Consider the following 20,141-nt stretch of genomic DNA (forward strand, 5'->3'; position numbering starts at 1 on the left):
ACCCCACGCTCTCCCCTTCTGCTTTTTTGTGACTTGGGTTTTTCAACCCCGCTGGACCCCCACCCCGCGCACCGAAGGTGCGCTGAGTCGCTGACCTGCACTTATGTGCAGTGCCTCGTAAACGTGCAGGTCAGAGCGTTGCGATCGTCGTGCAGGCTGCTCGATTTGTGGGGACGGTGGGGTCAGGAAGGCTTGACCGCCGAGACCGGGGTGACGGTCACCTTGTTGTCGCACTCGGCCCACACCCCGTCGTTCAGGGCGACCTGGTGCTTCCCGGAGTGCGGCAGCCCGATGACCATCGTCGGATACGTCACCGGGTCCTTGCCCGACACGCAGTAGCCGTCGCCCTCCCCCTGGACCTGGACGAAGGTCAGCTTCACCCACGCCTTGCCGTGCGGCCGGACCGTCACGGTGGCCGCCCTGCCGGTGGGGGTGACCTTGAGCGGGGTGTTGTGGGCGGGGGAGCCGTTGCCGGCGCCCGCGACTGTCGGATGGCCCTTCAGGACGCACGTCCTCCGGGAGACGTTGGTGAACTGCACGACCGCCGCCCCGGTCCCGGTCCCGACGGGCCGGTGGACGGCCTGCCGGGCGCTGACCTGGAGGGCGGAGGCCGGGCAGGCGGGCGGCGGGGTGGAGGTGGTGGTGCTCGCCATGGCGGTGCCGGGCAGGATGCCGGTCACCGCCGCCGCGACGGCCGTGACCGCCGTCGTCGCCAGAGCCGCCCTGCGAATGCCGTTGCTGTGCCGCATGCTGTCGTCCCCCTGAGTCGTCTCGTCCGCGGGTTTCGGTCGTCGGTTGTTGCCCCGCGGTACGCGTGGTCGGTACGTGAGTGCAGACAGGGCGGGAGAGCGGCAGGGTTCCGTGCGGCGACTACTTGTGACGGAACGGTGACGACAGGCTGCACCCGTGCAGATGGCCGTCAGGGCAGACAGAAGCACCTCCAGCGCGCCACGGGTTTTACCACGCCCCCGGCGCGCACCGAAGGTGCGCTGAGTCGCTGACCTGAGGTGATCAAACTCCGATGACACAAACTCGCGTCCGTCAAAGTCCGATGGCAAACGGTCAAGATCCAGAGGCACGGGACAACCGTCACCACGCGTCGAGGCGTGGGGACGGCCTCTGCCTGCCCTGGAGAACCCGTGAACCATCCCCTGGAGCCCTACCAGCCCCCCACCCAGGACACGGTCCCGTGCCGTGCCCGTACGGTGAAGCTCCCGAAACCGGGTAAGCCGCGCGTCCAACCGTGGATGGCAACGCAGGTCTTCGGCGTACGCGCCGCCCTCCCACGGCGCTACCAGGCAGCTGTGGATGCCGGGGCGGGGTGCGGACTCCGACAGGGCGAAATCGTCGGCCTAGCCGTCGAGGAACTCGACTACGAGGGCGGTTGGCTGGCCGTGGGCCATCAGCTCAAGCGCATCCGGGGCAAGTACGTCTTCGCGCTGCCGAAGGGCGGCAAGGTCCGGGATGTGCCATTGCCCAAGGCTGTGGCCACCGTGCTCCGAGACCACTCGAAGGAGTTTGAGCCGATCGACGTGACGCTTCCTTGACGTACGCCTGATGGCCCGCTCGTGACGAAGCAGCTCATCTTCAGCGGAATCCAGGGGCGGCACATCCGGGTGAGCAACTTCAACGATCACCACTGGAAGCCCGCTCTGGCCGCCGCAGGCATCATCAAGGCACGCGAGGCGAGCGAGCGGTACGCGTCAGCTCCCGAAGATGGCATGCACGCGCTCAGGCACTTCTACGCGTCCGTGTTGCTGGACGCCGGCGAGAGTATCCGCGCCCTGAGTTCGTACCTCGGTCACAGTGATCCTGGGTTCACGCTCCGGACGTATACGCATCTCATGCCGAGCAGCGAGGGGCGCACCCGGAAGGCAGTCGACAGCCTCTATCTGGCGTCGAAACTTCAAGATCACGGCCCAGAGACGGCCCAGGCCGCCTGATCCGGTCCCAGCTAGAGACAAACGCGCTGGTCGGGGCCCCGCAGGGCCCCACCGCGCAGACTTCATCTACTTCTGGCCCTTGTACACGGGCACGGCGATCCCGATCGACAGCTGGCGGTCGCGGATGTGGCTGGACACCTGGGTCTAGCCGACGGGACGGATCACGAGGGTGCGGCAGTCCGCCGCACCCTCGTCCTGCTTCCTGCAACGGTCGGGCGCGTCGCCGTGGAGGCCGGATAGCCTGCCGAGCCACAGGACAGAGCAGGAGGCTCAGGCGTCGGCACAGTGCCGGCCTGACCGAGAGCGCCGGATCCGGGGAAGTGAACGTGGAGTTAGCCCGCACGGCGATTGGATTCATCGCCGCATTGACCGTGCCGACTGCATTCTCGTGGCACAGGACTCAGCCATGGCGTGCAATCGCATTCACCCTGACCTACGGGGCCTTTGTCGTTGCACCGTCGGGTGTCACCCTGAAAGAGGCGATAGCTTCGGCATGCATCACTTCCGTTTCCGTGTGCTTCGCACTGCTGAGCAGGCCCGCGTCGTGGAAACTGCCGAACTTGCGGTCGGCGTGGCAGGAGCTCCGATCCTGGTGGGTCGAGACGCTGCAGCCGACGGGGGCACAGTACACGGCCGCAACGATCGGAATCTTTTCGATACTGCTCCCCATCGCTCTGGGATTCCGGACGGAGATCCACTGGATTCACCGAAGTTTTGTCGATGATGACCGATTCGCCGTCACTCTTTCAGGACTGCTGATCGCCGTCTTCGGATGCCAGCAAATTATCGGCAAGGTCATCCGGCCGTTCATCGAGAAGATTCGAGACAAGATCAGACGCAAAGAATTCGACGAAAGCATCGAGGAGTTCATCAAGGTGGGTCCTCATGTCGGATGGATCGAGCGGTTCATCCTCTTCGCCTTTCTAGTCTCGGGAAATCCTGCCGCCGCCGCTCTGGTGGTGACCGCCAAGTCTCTCGCCCGATTTCCCGAGATCCAACAGGCAGAAAAACTGGTGGGCGATTACTATCTGGTAGGAACACTCACAAGTGTCGCGGTGGCTCTCGCTACGTCCAGCGTAACCAGGATGGCACTGGGGATGCCCCCCATATAAAGAGGAGCGACATGAGGCTGCGCGATCACCCCCTTTTCCGCGAACTGATCTCCCTGCAGCTTCCTGTCGACGACTTCGTGGTAGCAGGTAGCGCCCCGATGTTGATACACGGCCTCAAGAGGGAGATCAGCGATATCGACATCGTTGCCCGCGGGACAGCCTGGGACGTCGCGCTGGAACTGGGCCAGGTCTCGGATCCTCCCCGGGGGCCCGCGCGACGGATTGTGCTCTTCGGGGGGGACATTGAAGTATTGGACCGCTGGTTTGAACACTCGGCCGAGGAGCTGATCCGCGAGGCGGAGTTTTTCGACGGGATCAGATTCCTGTCGCTCGCCAGGACACTTGAGTGGAAGAATGCACTGGGCAGGGACGTGGACCGCGCGGATGTCTCACTGATCCGCGACCACCGGGGCTGCGCACAGAAGTAACCCGGGGTCGCATGCAACCCGGATGGGCCGCACTCGCATGTATCAGTGCAATCCCGGCGGAATGCTGTCGGACCTGTCCGCTTCATCCGCTTCCGGTCCGACCACCTTGGCCCCGGTCACAGTTTCGACAACTTCGGTCACAGGAAGCACGCAACCGCTTACAGTTCCCCCTGCGACCTGCTTTTTGAACGCGTTCAGGAACCTGATCGCGCGCAGGTCCTCACGGGGAAACGGGGAGGGATGCGCGCGATGCGCAGCGGAGTGAAGGCCGCGGTCATAGGCAGCGTGTGTGCGGCGATGCTGGGCGGTGCCGGATACGGCACCTACAACTTCGTGTCCGCGCTCAGCGGCGACGGGGGGACGGCCGCCCCCGCGGCGGCGAGGACCGGGCCGCCCAGCAACGCCGAGGTGAAGGAGGCGGCCGGCAGGTTCTTCGCCGCCTGGGAGAAGGGCGACGCCTCCACGGCGGCGTCGTACACCAACTTCCCGCAGGCCGCCGAGGAGTTGCTGACGGCGTACGCGGGCGACGCGCACATCACCAAGGTGCACATATCGGCAGGCCGGGCCACCGGCACCACTGTGCCGTTCACGGTCGGGGCGACGGTGTCGTACGACGGCAGGGCCCGGCCGCTCTCCTACAGGAGCACGCTGACCGTGGTCCGCGGTGAGACCTCGCACCGCCCGCTGGTCGACTGGCGGCCTTCCGTCGTCCACCCGCAGCTGCGCAAGGGGGACACGCTGGCGACCGGCGAGTCGGCGGCCCCGCAGATCGAGGCCGTGGACCGCGACGACCAGGCGCTGTCGAAGGAGAAGTACCCCTCCCTCGGCCCGATCCTGGACGAGCTGCGCAAGAGGTACGGCGACAGGACCGGCGGCCGGCCCGGGGTGGAGCTGGTGATCCGTCACGCGGACGCCCCGGACGGCACCCAGGCCGCCGACACCACCCTGCTCACCCTCACCAAGGGCAGGCCGGGCAAACTGCGCACGACACTCAGCGCGAGCGCACAGGGGGCGGCCGAGACCGCCGTACGGAAATACGCCGATTCGTCCGTCGTGGCCGTCAAGCCCAGCACGGGCGAGATCCTGGCCGTCGCCAACCACCGCGACGACGGTTTCGACGCGGCTCTGCTGGGCGAGCGCCCGCCCGGCTCCACCATGAAGATCATCAGCGCGGCGACCCTCATCGACAACGGCCTGACCGGCGCGGGCGGCAAGGCGCCCTGCCCGCCGTCCGCCGTCTGGCAGAGCCAGACGTTCCACAACCTCGAGGGCCTGGCCCCGGACGAGAACGCCACCCTCTCCGACAGTTTCGCCCGCTCCTGCAACACCGCGTTCGTGAAGTTCGCGGACGACGTGAAGGTCGACTCGCTCACCAGGGAGGCCCAGGACCGCTTCGGGCTCGGACAGAACAACTGGCAGATCGGCGTGCCCTCCTTCGACGGCCGGGTGCCCGCCTCCGGCGGCCCGGACACCGCCGCCAACCTGATCGGCCAGGGCCAGGTCCAGATGAGCCCGCTGAACATGGCCTCCGTGACGGCGACCGCGATGACCGGCGGCTTCCGGCAGCCGGTGATCGTGCCGCTCGGCCTGGACCACCGCGATCCGGCACGCGCGCGCGGGCTGTCGCCGAGCACGTCCGCGCAGCTGCGCGCCATGATGAACCGCACCGCCCGCAGCGGCACCGCGGCCCAGGTCATGGCCGGGCTCGGCGGGAACATCGGCGCGAAGACCGGCTCGGCCGAGGCCGACGGGCAGGCGAAGTCCGACAGCTGGTTCGCCGGGTACCGGGACGATGTCGCCGCGGCCGCGATGGTCCAGGACGGCGGCCACGGCGTCGACGCGGCCGGGCCTATTGTCGCAACCGTGCTACGGAGTGCCCGCTGACATCACCCGCAAAGGTGGGGACTCTAGGCTGGTCGCCGTCGTTGGGGGAGTGTGAGGTCTACGGGGACCCTGGGGAAGGTGCGGAGGATCTGAGGCTGTGGGCAAGAGAAGGCGCGTCGCCGAGCGACGGAACACCGGACCCGTCGTAGTCGGCGGGACGATCGCCGTGGTCGTCGTCGGCGCCGGACTCGGCGTCTACGCGCTGTACGACGGCGGTGCGGCGGCCGACGAGGGGACGGCCACCACGGCCGGCCACCACGTCAAGACCGGCCCGCTGTCCGCGGCCGAGGTGCGGACGGCCTCCACGCGTTTCCTCACCGCCTGGCAGCAGGGCCGCGCCCCCGAGGCGGCGGCCGCCACCGACGACCCGTCGGCCGCCACCACCCTGCTCACCGGCTACACCAAGGACGCCCGTCTGAAGAACGTCACGCTCACGGCCGGAAGGACCACCGGCGCCAAGGTGGCGTTCTCCGTCAAGGCGACGGTGTCGTACAAGAACCTCACCAAGCCGCTCGCCTACGACAGTTCGCTCACCGTCGTGCGGCGCAAGAGCGACGGCAAGCCGCTGGTCGGCTGGCACGCCCAGGTCGTCCACCCCGATCTGCAGGACGGCGACACGCTCGTCACCGGCGAGTCCGGCACCCCGCCCATCAAGGCCCTGGACCGCGACGGCGGGGAGCTGACGACCGCGAAGTACCCGTCGCTGGGCACGGTCCTGGACGGTCTGCGGGAGAAGTTCGGCAAGAAGGCCGGCGGCAAGGCGGGCGTGGAGCTGCGGGTGGTGCGCGGCAAGGCGTCGGAGGCGGCCAAGCTGTCCGACAAGACCCTGGTGGAGCTGAGCCAGGGCACTCCGGGCACGGTGAGGACGACGCTGAGCCCGTCGCTCCAGGCGGCCGCCGAGCAGCAGGTCGGCAAGCAGGAGCGGGCCTCGGTGGTGGTCCTGCGGCCCTCGACGGGCGAGATCCTCGCCGTCGCCAACACCGGGCACGGCTTCAACACCGCCTTCCAGGGCTCCCTGGCGCCCGGCTCGACGATGAAGATCGTGACGTCGACGATGCTGTTCGAGAAGAAGCTGATCACCCCGGACGCGTCGCACCCCTGCCCCAAGACGTACAAGCTCGCCGGCTGGACGTTCCACAACGACGCCGACTCGGAGATCAAGAAGGGCACGTTCAAGCAGAGCTTCGGCGCCTCCTGCAACAACGCCTTCATCAACTTCGCGCCCAAGCTGTCCGACAGCGACCTGACGAAGGAGGCCCAGCAGGTCTACGGCCTCGGCCTGAACAACTGGTCCATCGGCGTGCCCACCTTCGACGGCTCCGTTCCGGTGCAGAGCGGCGCGCAGATGGGCGCCTCGCTGATCGGCCAGGGCGGGGTGCGGATGAACCCGCTGAACATGGCGTCGGTGGCGGCCACGGTGCAGGCGGGCGTCTTCCGCCAGCCGTACCTGGTGGCCGCCTCCGTGGACGGGCGCACGCTGGCGAAGGCCTCGCGGACGATGTCCTCGAAGACGCAGGCCGAGCTGAAGGACGTCATGCAGTACACGGCGGCGTACGGTACGGCGGCCAAGGCGATGGCGGGCCTGGGCCCGGACTACGGCGCGAAGACCGGGTCGGCCGAGGTGGACGGGCAGAAGAAGCCCAACGGCTGGTTCACCGCCTACCGGGGTGACCTGGTCGCCGCGGGCGTGGTCCAGGCGGGCGGGCACGGGGGCGACACGGCCGGGCCGATCGTCGCGAAGCTGCTGCGGATGGGCGGCTGAGCAGCCGCCGGTGGGCACGTCAGTAGTGCACCGGCTCGGCGGTGTAGGTCCGGTGCGCCGGTGGGCACGTCAGTTGTGCACCGGCTCGGCGGTGTAGGTCCGGCGCAGGAACCTCATCAGCGCCTTGGACTCGAACTGCACCACCTCGACGCCGTGGTCGGAGTGGAACTCCACCACGGCCTGGACGCGCCCGCACGGCCACACCCGGACGTCGCCGCTCTCGGCCGGGGCCCGCAGTCCGCGTTCGAGCAGCGCGCGCGAGAAGGTCCACTCGTGCGGTCCGGGCAGGCCGAACCGGACCGAGCGTGGATCGGAGTCGGGGTCGTACCGCAGCACTACGGGTACGGCCCCCGGATCCTCCTCGTCCGTGACGATGTGGGCGCGCGCGTACTGCTCGACTACAGACATCGGATCGCCCTTTCACGTTCTGTGACCTATAACGGAACCTGTGAATCCGCTTTCCATCCAATGTGCCATATTTTCCGCTTCCCGCCCGGCGGGAGAGGAGGAAGGGCGGACGGAGCGAGACCACCTCTCTCTTGCAAACTCTTCGCAACAAGGCTTTAAAATCGTTCGGTGCATGTACCTGACGGATTCATCGACGCCCCCACCTCCGCCGTCACCGGGGTGGTCGCCGCCGGCGCCCTCGCGGTGAGCCTGCGCGGCGCCCGCCGTGAACAGGGGGGCACCTCCCGCGCGAGCGAAGCCGGGCGTGGGGGAGAGCGGACGGCCCCGCTGGCCGGTCTGGTGGCGGCGTTCATCTTCGCCGTACAGATGCTCAACTTCCCCGTCGCGGCCGGAACAAGCGGCCATCTCCTGGGCGGTGCGCTCGCCGCCATCCTCGTCGGCCCGTACACGGGTGTGCTGTGCGTGTCGGTCGTGCTGCTCATGCAGGGCGTCCTGTTCGCGGACGGCGGGCTGACCGCGCTCGGCGTGAACATCACGGACATGGCGATCGTCACCACGGTCGTCTCGTACGCCGTCTTCCGCGCGCTGCTCGCCGTACTGCCCCGCGGGCGCCGCTCGGTGACCGCCGCCTCCTTCGTCGCCGCGCTGGTCTCGGTGCCGGCCGCCGCGGTGGTGTTCACGCTCATCTACGCGGTCGGCGGCACCACCGATGTCGCCATCGGCAAGGTGGCGACCGCGATGATCGGCGTCCACGTCCTGATCGGCATCGGCGAGGCGGCGATCACCGCGCTCACGGTGGGCGCCGTCATCGCCGTGCGCCCGGACCTGGTGCACGGCGCGCGGGGCCTGCGGCAGCGCCTGCAGCTGCGGGTGAACGGCGAGCTGGTGGACGCCCCGGCTCCCACGGCGCCCGTGGCGGCGCGCACCTCCCGGCGCACGCTGTGGATCACCGGCCTGGTGACCTCGCTGGTGCTCGCCGGGTTCGTGAGCTTCTACGCCTCGGCCGACCCCGACGGCCTGGAGAAGGTCGCGCACGACAAGGGCATCGACAAGAAGGCCGAGAAGCACGCATCGGCCGACTCCCCGCTCGCCGACTACGGCGTCAAGGACGTCTCCGACGCCCGGCTCTCCGGCGGTCTCGCGGGCGTGATCGGCGTCGGGGTGACGGCCGTCGCGGGCAGCGCGGTGTTCTGGGCGGTGCGTCGGCGCCGGACGGCGGACACCTCCCCCGCCTCGACCCTGAACACGGGCGTCTGACGTGGGGGCCGGGCACGCCCACAGGTTGTACCGGCACGGGCACTCGCCCGTGCACGCCCTGCCGCCGCACACCAAGCTCGCCGCCGCCTTCGCGTTCGTGGTGGTCGTGGTGTCGACGCCGCGCGAGGCGATGTGGGCGTTCGCGGTGTACGCCGTCCTGCTCGCGTTCGTCGCCCGTCACGCGCGCGTGCCCGCCGGTTTCCTGCTCAAACGGCTGCTGATCGAGGTGCCGTTCGTCGCGTTCGCGGTGCTCATGCCGTTCGTGGCGGAGGGTGCACGGGTGCACGTGCTCGGCCTGTCGCTGAGCGTGAACGGGCTCTGGGGCGCCTGGAACGTGCTCGCCAAGGGCACCCTCGGCGTCGCAGCCTCCGTGCTGCTGGCCGCCACCACCGAGCTGCGCGAACTGCTGCTCGGACTGCAGCGGTTGAAGCTGCCGCCGCTGCTCGTGCAGATCGCCTCCTTCATGATCCGCTACGGCGACGTCATCACCGACGAGATGCGCCGGATGCGGATCGCGCGGGAGTCGCGCGGGTTCGAGGCCCGCGGCGTGCGGCACTGGGGCGTGCTCGCCAAGTCCGCCGGCGCGCTGTTCATCCGCTCCTACGAGCGCGGGGAGCGCGTGCACCTGGCCATGGTGAGCCGGGGGTACGCCGGTTCGATGCCGGTCATCGACGAGGTGACCGCGTCCCGCGCGCAGTGGTCGTACGCCTTCGCACTCCCTTGTACCGCCCTCGTCGTCTGTCTGCTGGGATGGGCCCTGTGACTGCTTCTGCACCTGCCTCCCTGGAGGTCTCCGGCCTCGCCTTCGCCTACCCCGACGGCCACCAGGCCCTGTTCGGCGTGGACTTCTCGATCGCGCGCGGCGAACGGGTCGCGCTGCTCGGCCCGAACGGCGCCGGCAAGACGACCCTCGTGCTGCACCTGAACGGCATCCTGGGCGGCGGCGCCGGCACGGTGACGGTGGCCGGACTGCCGGTCGGCAAGCGGCACATGGCCGAGATCCGGCAGAAGGTCGGCATCGTCTTCCAGGACCCGGACGACCAGCTGTTCATGCCGACCGTGCGCGAGGACGTGGCGTTCGGCCCGGCGGCCGCCGGGATCAGGGGCGCCGAGCTGGAGGAGCGGGTGCACGGTGCCCTGGAGCGGGTCGGCATGGCGGACTTCGCCGACCGGCCACCGCACCACCTCTCCTTCGGCCAGCGCCGCCGGGTCGCCGTCGCCACGGTGCTCGCGATGGAGCCGGAGATCCTGGTCCTGGACGAGCCGTCCTCCAACCTCGACCCGGCCTCCCGGCGCGAACTCGCCGACATCCTGCGCTCCCTGGACGTGACGGTCCTGATGGTCACGCACGACCTGCCGTACGCGCTGGAGCTGTGCCCGCGCTCGCTGGTCCTCAGCGACGGCGTGATCGCAGCCGACGGCCCGACCGGGGAGCTGCTCTGCGACGAAGCGCTGATGCGGGCGCACCGGCTGGAGCTGCCGTTCGGCTTCGACCCGAAGTCCGTGACAATGGGCGCGTGACGCGTCAAGACGACCAAGACGACCAGGGTGGTGCCGGGTCGCTGCTGCTGGACGACCAGCTGTGCTTCGCGCTGTACGCCGCGCAGCGCGCCGTGACCGCCGCGTACCGGCCGCTCCTCGACGACCTCGGGCTCACCTACCCGCAGTACCTCGTGCTGCTGGTCCTCTGGGAGCGGGGCGAGACCAGCGTGAAGGACCTGGCGGGCGCACTGCGCCTGGACTACGGGACCGTCTCGCCGCTGCTGAAGCGCCTGGAGGGGGCGGGCCTGCTGCGCCGGGAGCGCGCGGCGGACGACGAGCGCTCGGTGCTCGTGGCGTGCACCGGGCGCGGGGAGCAGCTGAGGGAGCGCGCGGCACGTGTGCCGGGCGCCCTGCTCACGACCACGGGGCTCGGCGCGCCGGAGGTGGCGCGGCTGCGCGAGGAGTTGTGGAAGCTCACCGAGCGCGCTGCCGCGGCGGCGACCGCCAGGCGCTGATCTCGCGTTACCCGCGGTTGCCACCCCCAGGTGGGGCAGGCCGACCTACCGACCGGTACCTTGTGCACGATGCACTTGTGCGCAACTTATTCCGGGGGAGGGCAACCTTGACCGACGTCACCGCAGTCGACACCAGTACCGACACCCGTCCGACGAAGATCATGTACGTCGCCGAGGCCACCGCCCACGGCGGCCGGGACGGCTATGTCACCAGCCAGGACGGCCGCATCGAGCTGAAGGTCGCGATGCCGCCGGAACTGGGCGGGGACGGCAACGGCACCAACCCCGAGCAGCTGTTCGCGGCCGGCTACAGCTCCTGCTTCCACAACGCACTGATCCTGGTCGGCAACCGCGCGGGCTACGACCTGACCGGCTCCACAGTCGCGGCGAAGGTGGGCATCGGCCCGAACCGGCACCGCGGCTACGGCCTCGCGGTCGCCCTCAGCGTCTCCCTCCCCGTCCTCGACCCGGACCTCGCGGCGCAGCTGGTGGACGCTGCACACGAGGTGTGCCCGTACTCGAACGCGACCCGCGGGAACATCGACGTGACGATCGTCCTGGGCTGAGCCCCCGCACCCGGGTGGAAGCACACGCGCCCGGGTACAACGCCGGTGTCGCCCGTGCGGGCGGGGCAGGGGGCGCCGTGCACTGGTTCATGCCGCGCAAGGTGACCGCACGCGCGCGGGAGCGGAAGCTGGGCGCGTACGTGGAGTGTGAACGCACCGCCCCGCAGCCGGTGCTGCTCTTCTTGATGCTCATCAGTCCGTTCTGGGTGATCCTCCCGCCCGTCGTGCTCGTGCGGCTGCGCATGGGGCACTGGGACGAGCGCACCGTCACCTCCGCCCTGTACACGCCGGCGGGGTTGCTGCTGCTCGCTCTCGGCGTCCGTATCGGCTGGTACCGGGGCGCGCTCTACCGCTTCCGCAGGGGCGTCGTGTCCGGAGGCTCTGGTCCTGCCGCGCGTACACCTGGGCCGAGCTGACCACCGAGACGCACGGGTACTGGACGGACGAGGGCGACAGGTTCGAGTACCGGGTCCGGCGCGAGGAGCTGGAGCTGCGCACCCTCGACGGGTCCCGCGTCCACCGCTTCGAACGGAATCCGTCCGGGGTGGCGCAGCTCGTCGAGTCGGCGCGCGAGCCCCAGGACGCCGTCCCGGACGGCTGCGAGGACGGGCCGCAGCACGCCAGACCGTAGCCGAAATCACTGCCCCACCGAGGAATCCAAGGCCACACCCCTGTGTTTCACTCGTCGTCGCAAGCGAGTGAAGGGACCCGGGCGTGAGTGTGGACGTGAACGGCACGGTGGCCGAGGGCTTCGAGCCGGTCGGGGAGGCGTTCGCGGCGAACTTCGCGCTGCTCGGGGAGCGGGGCGCGGCCGTCACCGTGTACCGGGACGGGCGGAAGGTCGTCGACCTGTGGGGCGGCACCAGGGACGTGGACGGCACGGCTCCCTGGGAGCACGGCACCGCACAGATCGTGCGCTCCGCGACCAAGGGCGTCGCCGCCGCCGTGCTCCTGCTGCTGCATCAGCGCGGCGAGCTGGACCTGGACGCCCCGGTCGGCGCGTACTGGCCCGAGTACAAGGCGGCCGGCAAGGAACACACGCTCGTGCGGCATCTGCTCGCGCACCGCGCGGGGGTGCCGGTGCTGGACCGTCACCTGACCCCCGAGGAGGCGGCCGACCCGGACCTCGGCGCGGCCGCCGTCGCCGCGCAGGCACCGGTGTGGGAGCCCGGCGCGGAGCACGGCTACCACGCGCAGACCTACAGCTGGCTCACCGGCGAGCTGGTCCGGCGGATCACCGGGCGGCCGGTCGGGGAGTGGATCGCGGAGGAGATCGCCGCGCCCGTCGGCGCGGACCTGTGGCTCGGCCTGCCCGAGGCGGAGCACGCGCGCGTGGGCCGCGTCGGCCCCGTGGAGGAACCCGGGACGGCCGGCACGCTCAGGATGCGCCCCAAGCGGGCGGTCTCCGACGCCTACGCCGACCCCGGCTCCCTCACCCGCCGCGCCTTCGCCGCGATCACCCCGCTCCCGGACGAGAACGCGCCCGGCTACCGCGCGGCGGCCCTGCCCGCCTCCAACGGCATAGCCACCGCCGAGGGCCTGGCCCGCTTCTACGCCTCGCTCATCGGCGACGTGGACGGCGGCACCCGCCTGTTCACCCCGCAGACCATGGAACTGGCCCGCGCCGAGCAGTCGGCCGGACCGGACCGGGTCCTCGTGGTGGGCACCCGGTTCGGCCTCGGCTACATGCTGCACGGCAGCGCGTCCCCGCTGCTCTCCCCGACCTCCTTCGGCCACCCGGGCCGGGGCGGCGCCCTGGCGTTCGCCGACCCGGAGGCCGGCATCGCCTTCGGCTACGTCACCAACGGCTTCAGGAAGAGCGTGACGGCGGACCCGAGGGCGCAGGCCCTGGTGCGCGCAGTACGCACGGCGCTCGCGTAGAGCGCTCGCACTGAGCGTTCGCGTAGAGCGCTCGCACTGAGCGTGCGCGTAGAGCGCTCGCCTGCAACGGGCCGCGCCCGGGCACGAGGCTCAGCCCCCGGGTGCCACGCTCAGCGCTCGGGGGTGCGCGCGGCGGCCGTGTGCGCCACGTGCACCCCCCGGCCTCATCCGTCTCCTCGCCTCACACGTTGATCGGGTGCGACGTCCGCCCGGAATCCGCGTCGATCTCGCCGTGCGCCTTGGTCAGCAGTTGCATGGCCAGTTCGTTCAGGGCGCGGGCACCCGCTATCTCCTCGCCGACTCTGGGCTGGTTCGCGTCGATGCGGTGGCGGCTGGCGTGCCCGTGCGCCCGAATCTCGGTGCCGTCGGGCAGACGCACCAGGGCGACCGCGCGCGTGTGCGCGTCGTCCTCCTGGAATTCCAGCTCCACGTGCCATCCCACAACGGTCTTCATCATGTCGACCACCTCCGGAAAAGCGCTGATTCCAGGGTGCTCCCGCGGGCGCGGAACGTCACGTGGAGGCCGGTTCCTTCCTCAGTCCCCGGCCGGCTTGTCGTCGAAGCTGGCGAAGTAGGCGGCGGCCATGTCCTCGTCGGCATGTCCCTGGGCGGCGGCCCGCGCGAACCGTTCGGCGGTCGCCGCGGCGACGTCGAGCCGTACGCCGTTTCGTTCGCCGGCCGCCACGATGAGCCGCGCGTCCTTCTCGGCGGTGGACACGGCGAACGACGCCGGGGTCAGCTTGCCGCCGAGCACCAGAGCGGACTTGGCCCGCAGGTACCCCATGTCGAGCGGCCCGCCCTCGATGAGGTCGAAGAAGTTCTGCGGATCCACGCCGAGGCCCTTCGAGAGGGCCAGCACCTCACCGGTCGCCGCGGTGGCCGCGAGCACCCAGCTGTTGGCCACCAGCTTCAGCCTGCTGGCGCTGCCCGCGGACCCGTTCTCGCCGGTCCACACGGTCTTGGCGCCGACCGCGTCGAAGACGGGCGTGACCGCCTCCCGGCCCGCCTCGGGCCCGGCGGCCAGCACGGTCAGCCGACCGGCCTCGGCGGGCTCGCGGGTGCCGAGGACGGGGGCGTCGTAGAACACCAGGCCGTGCTCGCGGGCGAAGTCGGCCAGGTCGGCGACCAGGTCGATCCCGGCGGTGGTGCACTGCGCCCACACGGTGCCCGGGCGCAGCGCCGGGGCGGCCTCGCGCATCACGTCCCTGACCGTGTTGCCGTCGAACAGCATGGTGACGACGGCATCGGCGCCCTCGACGGCCTCGGCGGGCGTGTCCGTGACCCGGATCCCGTCCGCGGCCAGCGGCTCGGCCTTCTCCCGGGTGCGGTTCCAGGCCCGTACATCGAATCCGGCGCGGGCGAGGTTGCGCGCCATGGCGGCACCCATGATGCCGGTGCCCAGAACGCTGACGGTCCTCTTGTCGGTCATCGACGGCTCCCTGTCCTGCGGTTGCTGTCCTCGTGGTCCCCGGTCATCTTCGTACGGATGCCCCGTCAGGTCCGTTGCTTTCCGGCTGCGGCGCGCGGGCCGACCGGGGCGTGGTGGCCCCTACCCGGCGTGCAGCATCAGCCCGATCCCCACGACCAGCAGACCCGCCGCCGCGATCCGGGGCGCCCCGAACCGCTCCTTGAAGAACAGCGCGCCGATGGCCGCGCCGACGATGATCGAGGACTCCCGCAGGGCCGCGACGGGCGCGAGGTCGGCGCGGGTCTGGGCCCACAGGACCAGACCGTAGGCGGAGACGGAGAGCGCCGATCCCAGAAGGCCGAGGGCGGCGAAGGGGCGCAGTACGGCCACCGTTTCGCGCCGCCACCGGCAGCAGACGGCGTACGCCGGGATCGCCACGCCCTGCACCACGATCAGCCACGCCGTGTACCCGAGGGCGGTGCCGGAGGCGCGCACGCCGAGCCCGTCGACGACCGTGTACGAGGCTATGGACAGCCCCGTGGCGAGGGCCGCCCCGATCGCCGCCCAGTTGGGCCGGTGACCGCGCAGCCCCCACGCCGCCACGCCGGTGAGCCCCGTACAGGACAACACGACGCCCGCTGCGGCCCATCCGTCGGGCACTTCGTGGGCGAAGAGGGCCGCGAAGACCGTGACCACCAGCGGAGCGGTTCCCCGGGCGATCGGGTAGGCCTGGCCGAAGTCGCCCAGCCGGAACGACGTCATCAGCAACACGACGTACACGAGGTGAACGGCCGCCGAGACGAGCAGGTACGGCCACGCCCCGGCCGCCGGAAACGCCGCGAACGGCGCCGCCGCCAGCCCGATGAGCACCCCGCCCGCGAGGATCAGCGTGAACCCGACGAGCTTGTCCGTGATCCGGTGAGCGATGGCGTTCCAGCAGGCGTGCGTGACCGCGGCGAGCAGGACCGCCGCGGTGACCAGCGGCGTCACGCGGTCTGCTCGCGCACGTCCACCAGCGCGGCGCCGGCGAGGGCGACCAGCTTCTCGGGCTCGATCGGGAAGACGGTGTGCGGCGTCCCGGCCGCGGCCCACACCACGTCGTGCGCGAGCAGCGAGCGGTCGGCGAGGACACGGGTGCGCGTGCGGTGCCCGAAGGGCGGCACGCCGCCGATGGCGTACCCCGTGGTCTCCCGGACGACGCCGGCATCCGCCCGGGTGACCTTCTGGGCCCCCAGCTCCTCCCGCACCCGCTCCACGTCCACGCGCGAGGCGCCGTCCATCAGCACCAGCACCGGCACCCCGTCGGCGGCGAAGATCAGCGACTTGCAGATCTGGCTCAGCTCGCACCCGATCGCCGCGGCGGCCTCGGCGGCGGTACGGGTGGCTTCCGGAAAGCGCCGGGTACGGGCCGGCACATCCTCAAGGCCCAGCGCACGGAGGGCTTCGGCGAAACGGGGGTGCGCTCCGGATTCTTCGGCGTCAGTGGCGGCTGTCGTCGTCATGCCGGGCACGCTACGTCATCGCCCGAGCGTCGCTCACGGGGATTTCGTCCGCCCTCGCGGCTGCGCCGGATCCGAGTGTGATCTTCTGCCGCCTACATGATTACCTGACTGCGCAAGGCAAGACTTCGGGGGACCACTCATGAGCGAACGCAAAGACATACAAGGGGACGACAAGCTTCCGGAGCCCGGGCAGTCGAAACTGCCGCTGTCGCCGGACGAGATCGAGCGGCACAACATCCTTCCGGGGTGGGAAGGGCACTACACCGCTCCGCCCGCCGCCAGCACCGTCGACCCGCTGGACCGGCCGCCGCTGCAGCCGAGCACCCCCGGGCTTCTCCCGCCACCGGGACCGTCCGGCACGTCCGGACAGAACCTGAAGATCGCCCCGTCCGTGCTCAAGAAGGCCGCCGGTCACGTGGACGACATCCACGACGCCTTCTACAAGCCGGCCGCCACGCTGGAAGAACCGGCGTTGAAGGCCGTGCGCACTCTGGCGGACTTCGAGTCGGCACGGGCGATCCGGCTGGTACACCGGCAGTGGGAGCGGCAGGCCGGCACGGTCACGGCATGGCTGGCCCACATCGCCGAGAGCCTGCGGTCGAGCGACGGCACCTACACCAAGACCGATGCCGCCGTCGGGCAGACGGCGAACCAGGTGCGGATCCGGTCGGCGCTGGAGGACTACTGATGGCGGACTTCTATCAGGCTCTGCTGGCGGCGGACCTCTCGGTCCTGGACGACCTGGCGGACCGCTGGGACAGCATCCACCGCGAGATCGAGGGCCTCGGCAAGCGTGTGCACGACGAGGTCCTCAGTCCGCTGCGCAACAAAGGCTATTGGGAAGGGGTCGCGGCCCCGTACGCCTGGAAGATGATCGACGACATCCAGCGGCAGTTGGAGGACGCCACGAAGGTGGCGGACTCGGCACGGCGCGTCGTCGAGGATGCGGTGGGCGACCTGAAGGCGGCCCAGAGGGACCTCAAGGACGCCGTCCGGCGCGCCACGGAGAAGGGTCTCTACATCAACTCGGACGGAACCCTGGCCCGCGACGTCATCGGTGGCGTCTGCAAGGTCGATCTGACCACGGAGGACCACAAGACCATCACGGCGGCGGACCACGAGATCGCGCAGATCCTCAAGCGCGGTGTCACAGCCGACCGCAACCTCGCCTTCAGCCTGATGTCCGACATCGGTCTGGGCCAGTGGTTCAACTCCGACCCGAGGTTCACGGACATCGACTCCACCCAGAAGATCGGGGAGGACGAGTACAACGCGCTGGACCTCGCCATGCAGGGCAAGAACCCCTACCCGGGGCTCAGTTCGGACGACCCGTACTCGCTCGGCTGGGACTGGGTGACCGGTGACGGCCCCCGGCGCCGGGAGTACTACAGCGGCGACGACATGACCGAGCTGATCCGGTCCAGCGACAGCATGAAGAAGCTACGGCTGGACACGCTCGACCAGTTCCGGAGCGACGGTCAGCCCGAGGGCAACGTGGCGTACTCGATCTCGAAGAGCGGCAAGCTGGGCGCGCTGAAGAAGCTCGTCACCACCGACCTGCCCGCGATCGTCACCGGGGACGAGGACCATCTCGGTGAGGCGTTCACCGGTTCGTACAACCTGCACTACACGGTCAAGGGCGAGGATCCCGACGGCTCGCTGGTCGTCGAGTACAAGCTGCACAACAACACGAGCAACGAGTCGTTCCTGCACTACATCGGCTATTACGACTGGCTCAAGAAGACCAACCGCGAAGAGGGCGTCTTCTCATCGGTGGACCAGGAGATCACCTGGACCGAACGCATCCCGGCGAAGGGAAAGTAGGACGTGTCCCGAGTCCTCGTCACGGGCGGGCGGCCGCGCCTGGTGACCACCGTGGCCGTGCTGGCGCTGCTGTCGCCGCTGGCCGCCTGTTCCTCCGCGTCCAGCGCCGTCGAGGCCTGCATGGGGAAGCAGGCTGCCTCCGCCACCTCCGGGGAACTGGCCGGCACCTACAGGGGAGAAGGCGACGCCGAGGGCGCGACGATCACCCTCAAGGCGTCGGACAGCAAGCCCGGCGGCACGGTCACCGTGCACCACTGGCCGACCGGCTCCTGGCACAAGAGTGAACTCGGCGACACGTTCGACGGGTCCGGCACGTGGGATGTGGCGGGAGGTACCGGGTCCGGCGATCATGCGCAGGTCCGCCTCTCCTTCACGAAACCGGAACTCTTCCTGCATGGCGACACCCTCGACAGCCTGTCGATCGCCATGGACGGCAAGCGGACGTTCCTCTACCAGGACGACGACCCGGATGTCTGCCCGAAGTTCCGCCTGCGGCTGGTCACTTCACGGCATACGTGAGGAAGTCGGCCCAGGAGGAGGGGGTGACCTTGAGCTGCGCGGTGTCGGGGGTCTTGGAGTCGCGGATGTGGATGGTGGCGGGGGTGGTGGCTACTTCGACGCAGGAGTCGGGTTCGCTGCTGCTGCTGTAGCTGCTTTTGAACCAGTCCAGGGCCACTTCGACACAGTCGCCAGACTCACCGCTGTCGCTGTAGCTGCTCTTGAACCAGTGGAGTTCGGCGGTGCTCATAGTCTCCCCAGTGCTCGCTCGATGAAGGCTTGCGACTCCCTCGGCGTGAGAGCCTGCGCCCGGATCATGCCATAGCGCAGTTCAAGGATTCGAAGATCCTTGGGGCTTGAGACCGGGCGGCCGTTGAACGCTCCTTCGGAACGTCCAATCGCCGTGCCGTCAGCGAACTTCAGCACCTGAATCAGGCCCTGCGTTCCGGCGTGCTCCTCGCGGTCAGTCGGCATGACCTGCAGCGTGACGTGCCTCAACTGCGCCACCTCCAGCAGGTGTTCGAGTTGCCGACGCAGCACCATCTTCCCACCGTACGGCCGTTCCAGCGTCACCTGTTCTTGGACGAAACTGAGCGTAGGAGCGGGCTCCCGGCCGAAGACAGCCTTACGGGCCATCCGAGCGGCGACGTCCACCTCCACCACGTCCGGCGAGTACGCAGGCTGCGTCATCTCGAACAGAGTTCGCGCGTACTCCTGAGTCTGCAACAAGCCGTGGATGTTGTGGTTGCCGTACATCAACAGCTCAACCGCTCGCGCCTCCATCTCGGTCAGCTTGCGCACCTGCTTTGGATACCGAGCCTTCCGCATGTCCTCCATGAACGCCCTCAGATGCCCCTGCGCCTTCAGTAGTTGGTCCACCCTGTCCAGAAACTCCGGCCGGGGGATACGCGCCCCACGCTCGATCTTCCGAATCATGTCCTCGCCGTAGCCCAGAGCCTCCGCCAACTCGGCCACGCTCATCCCGGCCGCCTCCCGGCACACCTTGAGCAGGCGCCCCACCGCCTGCACCACCGGCTCGATCTCGTCCCCCGGCTCGACGTCCCAACCCGCCTCGTCCACACCGTCACTCATGGCTCCTCCTCCGACGCGCACTCGTACCCGTACAACGCCCGAGACAGCCAAGACAGCCAAGACAAACCCAGGACAGTCACGCTACGCACAGGCGTCATCACTCCCGTAGGTAAGCAGAACCGGCCACGCTGAGTGACGTGAATCAAGAAACCGTCACCGTCCCCAACTTCACGGTGCGCCTCTCCCCCACCCCTCAAGGCGCCCGCGCCGCCCGCCTCCTCGCCGCCGAACAACTCCGCACCTGGGGGCTCCCGTTGGACCGGGCGCCCCAGATCGTCGCCGAGCTGGCCGCGAACGCCGCCACCCACGGCCGCGTCCCCGGACGCGGCTTCCGTCTGACGCTCTACGTCGTTGCCGACACCCTCCGTATCGAGGTCACCGACACCCGTGGGGACCGCCTCCCCCACCCCGAACGCCCCGCCCCCGACGGCGAGTCGGGCCGGGGTCTCCTGCTCGTGGCGGCGCTGGCCGACCGCTGGGGCGTCGCACAAGGCCCACATCCGCGCAAGACGGTGTGGGCCGAGGTGATGCTGTGAGAAAAGAAAGCCGGTGAGGGTGCCCCGTCCCCACGGATCCCTC

General features: G+C 69.7%; 25 protein-coding genes. 17 read left to right on the forward strand and 8 right to left on the reverse strand.

Annotation, left to right across the window (positions count from 1 at the left end; genetic code table 11):
• Window positions 1-182: 182 nt before the first annotated feature.
• Window positions 183-749: a DUF4232 domain-containing protein gene (locus AB0H32_RS26360; RefSeq protein WP_361124953.1), complete on the reverse strand. Its 567-nt coding sequence runs from the start codon at window positions 747-749 to the stop codon at window positions 183-185.
• 498 nt (window positions 750-1,247) lie between these two features.
• Between AB0H32_RS26360 and AB0H32_RS26365 the strand changes: the two genes are divergently transcribed.
• The 6 genes from AB0H32_RS26365 (at window position 1,248) to AB0H32_RS26390 (ending at window position 7,129) form a co-directional block, all read left to right on the forward strand.
• Window positions 1,248-1,547, forward strand: a complete 300-nt coding sequence (locus tag AB0H32_RS26365) for a hypothetical protein (RefSeq protein ID WP_361124954.1) — start codon at window positions 1,248-1,250, stop codon at window positions 1,545-1,547.
• A gap of 21 nt (window positions 1,548-1,568) precedes the next feature.
• A complete protein-coding gene (locus tag AB0H32_RS26370) occupies window positions 1,569-1,943 on the forward strand; it encodes a tyrosine-type recombinase/integrase (RefSeq protein ID WP_361124956.1) in 375 nt (124 codons plus the stop codon).
• A 320-nt stretch (window positions 1,944-2,263) separates the two neighbouring features.
• Window positions 2,264-3,055: a hypothetical protein gene (locus AB0H32_RS26375; protein WP_361124958.1), complete on the forward strand. Its 792-nt coding sequence runs from the start codon at window positions 2,264-2,266 to the stop codon at window positions 3,053-3,055.
• Window positions 3,056-3,066: 11 nt separating this feature from the next.
• A complete protein-coding gene (locus tag AB0H32_RS26380) occupies window positions 3,067-3,483 on the forward strand; it encodes a hypothetical protein (protein ID WP_361124960.1) in 417 nt (138 codons plus the stop codon).
• A 249-nt stretch (window positions 3,484-3,732) separates the two neighbouring features.
• Window positions 3,733-5,367: a penicillin-binding transpeptidase domain-containing protein gene (locus AB0H32_RS26385; protein ID WP_361124961.1), complete on the forward strand. Its 1,635-nt coding sequence runs from the start codon at window positions 3,733-3,735 to the stop codon at window positions 5,365-5,367.
• A 97-nt stretch (window positions 5,368-5,464) separates the two neighbouring features.
• Window positions 5,465-7,129, forward strand: a complete 1,665-nt coding sequence (locus AB0H32_RS26390; RefSeq protein ID WP_361124963.1) for a penicillin-binding transpeptidase domain-containing protein — start codon at window positions 5,465-5,467, stop codon at window positions 7,127-7,129.
• 69 nt (window positions 7,130-7,198) lie between these two features.
• Here the strand turns inward: AB0H32_RS26390 and AB0H32_RS26395 are convergent, their stop codons facing one another.
• On the reverse strand, window positions 7,199-7,537 hold the full coding sequence (locus tag AB0H32_RS26395; protein ID WP_361124965.1) for an SsgA family sporulation/cell division regulator: 339 nt from the start codon (window positions 7,535-7,537) through the stop codon (window positions 7,199-7,201).
• A gap of 168 nt (window positions 7,538-7,705) precedes the next feature.
• Between AB0H32_RS26395 and AB0H32_RS26400 the strand changes: the two genes are divergently transcribed.
• The 7 genes from AB0H32_RS26400 to AB0H32_RS26430 all read left to right on the forward strand — a co-directional run bounded on the left by AB0H32_RS26400 (window position 7,706) and on the right by AB0H32_RS26430 (window position 13,238).
• A complete protein-coding gene (locus AB0H32_RS26400; RefSeq protein ID WP_361124967.1) occupies window positions 7,706-8,794 on the forward strand; it encodes an energy-coupling factor ABC transporter permease in 1,089 nt (362 codons plus the stop codon).
• Between the two features lies 1 nt (window position 8,795).
• On the forward strand, window positions 8,796-9,557 hold the full coding sequence (gene cbiQ, locus AB0H32_RS26405; protein WP_361124969.1) for a cobalt ECF transporter T component CbiQ: 762 nt from the start codon (window positions 8,796-8,798) through the stop codon (window positions 9,555-9,557).
• Entirely contained in the window at window positions 9,545-10,315 is a 771-nt protein-coding gene (locus AB0H32_RS26410) for an ABC transporter ATP-binding protein (protein ID WP_361124970.1), read from the forward strand. The genes cbiQ and AB0H32_RS26410 overlap by 13 nt, the downstream gene beginning before the upstream one ends.
• Entirely contained in the window at window positions 10,312-10,791 is a 480-nt protein-coding gene (locus AB0H32_RS26415) for a MarR family transcriptional regulator (RefSeq protein WP_361124972.1), read from the forward strand. Before AB0H32_RS26410 ends, AB0H32_RS26415 begins: the two co-directional genes overlap by 4 nt.
• 161 nt (window positions 10,792-10,952) lie before the next feature.
• Window positions 10,953-11,357 carry an organic hydroperoxide resistance protein gene (locus AB0H32_RS26420; RefSeq protein ID WP_361125021.1) on the forward strand — a complete coding sequence of 135 codons (405 nt, stop codon included), beginning with the start codon at window positions 10,953-10,955 and terminating at the stop codon, window positions 11,355-11,357.
• 77 nt (window positions 11,358-11,434) lie between these two features.
• Window positions 11,435-11,773, forward strand: a complete 339-nt coding sequence (locus tag AB0H32_RS26425) for a hypothetical protein (protein ID WP_361124973.1) — start codon at window positions 11,435-11,437, stop codon at window positions 11,771-11,773.
• A gap of 304 nt (window positions 11,774-12,077) precedes the next feature.
• The gene (locus AB0H32_RS26430; RefSeq protein WP_361125023.1) at window positions 12,078-13,238 is read left to right on the forward strand and encodes a serine hydrolase domain-containing protein; all 1,161 of its coding nucleotides are present in this window, start codon (window positions 12,078-12,080) and stop codon (window positions 13,236-13,238) included.
• 181 nt (window positions 13,239-13,419) lie between these two features.
• On the opposite strand, the gene AB0H32_RS26435 is transcribed toward AB0H32_RS26430, so the two are convergent.
• From AB0H32_RS26435 to AB0H32_RS26450, 4 genes are all read right to left on the reverse strand, one after another.
• Window positions 13,420-13,695: a DUF1876 domain-containing protein gene (locus AB0H32_RS26435; RefSeq protein ID WP_361124975.1), complete on the reverse strand. Its 276-nt coding sequence runs from the start codon at window positions 13,693-13,695 to the stop codon at window positions 13,420-13,422.
• Between the two features lie 78 nt (window positions 13,696-13,773).
• Window positions 13,774-14,736 (reverse strand): NAD(P)-dependent oxidoreductase, encoded by a 963-nt coding sequence (locus AB0H32_RS26440; RefSeq protein ID WP_361125025.1) that lies wholly within the window; start codon window positions 14,734-14,736, stop codon window positions 13,774-13,776.
• 51 nt (window positions 14,737-14,787) lie between these two features.
• Entirely contained in the window at window positions 14,788-15,636 is an 849-nt protein-coding gene (locus AB0H32_RS26445) for a DMT family transporter (RefSeq protein ID WP_361124977.1), read from the reverse strand.
• Complete coding sequence (locus AB0H32_RS26450) at window positions 15,633-16,148, reverse strand: YbaK/EbsC family protein (protein WP_361124978.1); 516 nt, start codon at window positions 16,146-16,148, stop codon at window positions 15,633-15,635. Before AB0H32_RS26450 ends, AB0H32_RS26445 begins: the two co-directional genes overlap by 4 nt.
• Before the next feature lie 139 nt (window positions 16,149-16,287).
• Between AB0H32_RS26450 and AB0H32_RS26455 the strand changes: the two genes are divergently transcribed.
• Genes AB0H32_RS26455 through AB0H32_RS26465 form a run of 3 tightly spaced genes read left to right on the forward strand, consistent with a single transcriptional unit; the run spans window position 16,288 to window position 18,491 of the window.
• Entirely contained in the window at window positions 16,288-16,836 is a 549-nt protein-coding gene (locus tag AB0H32_RS26455; RefSeq protein ID WP_361124979.1) for a hypothetical protein, read from the forward strand.
• Window positions 16,836-17,972: a hypothetical protein gene (locus AB0H32_RS26460; RefSeq protein ID WP_361124980.1), complete on the forward strand. Its 1,137-nt coding sequence runs from the start codon at window positions 16,836-16,838 to the stop codon at window positions 17,970-17,972. The genes AB0H32_RS26455 and AB0H32_RS26460 overlap by 1 nt, the downstream gene beginning before the upstream one ends.
• Before the next feature lie 3 nt (window positions 17,973-17,975).
• Window positions 17,976-18,491, forward strand: coding sequence for a hypothetical protein (locus AB0H32_RS26465; protein WP_361124981.1), 516 nt, complete (start codon window positions 17,976-17,978; stop codon window positions 18,489-18,491).
• On the opposite strand, the gene AB0H32_RS26470 is transcribed toward AB0H32_RS26465, so the two are convergent.
• Entirely contained in the window at window positions 18,472-18,720 is a 249-nt protein-coding gene (locus AB0H32_RS26470) for a DUF397 domain-containing protein (RefSeq protein WP_361124983.1), read from the reverse strand. The genes AB0H32_RS26465 and AB0H32_RS26470 overlap by 20 nt on opposite strands.
• Window positions 18,717-19,562, reverse strand: coding sequence for a helix-turn-helix transcriptional regulator (locus tag AB0H32_RS26475; RefSeq protein WP_361124985.1), 846 nt, complete (start codon window positions 19,560-19,562; stop codon window positions 18,717-18,719). The genes AB0H32_RS26470 and AB0H32_RS26475 overlap by 4 nt, the downstream gene beginning before the upstream one ends.
• A 137-nt stretch (window positions 19,563-19,699) precedes the next feature.
• Between AB0H32_RS26475 and AB0H32_RS26480 the strand changes: the two genes are divergently transcribed.
• A complete protein-coding gene (locus AB0H32_RS26480; RefSeq protein ID WP_361124987.1) occupies window positions 19,700-20,098 on the forward strand; it encodes an ATP-binding protein in 399 nt (132 codons plus the stop codon).
• The last annotated feature ends 43 nt before the right edge of the window (window positions 20,099-20,141 follow it).

The sequence above is a fragment of the Streptomyces sp. NPDC020362 genome, assembly GCF_040642095.1.
Lineage (GTDB): Bacteria > Actinomycetota > Actinomycetes > Streptomycetales > Streptomycetaceae > Streptomyces.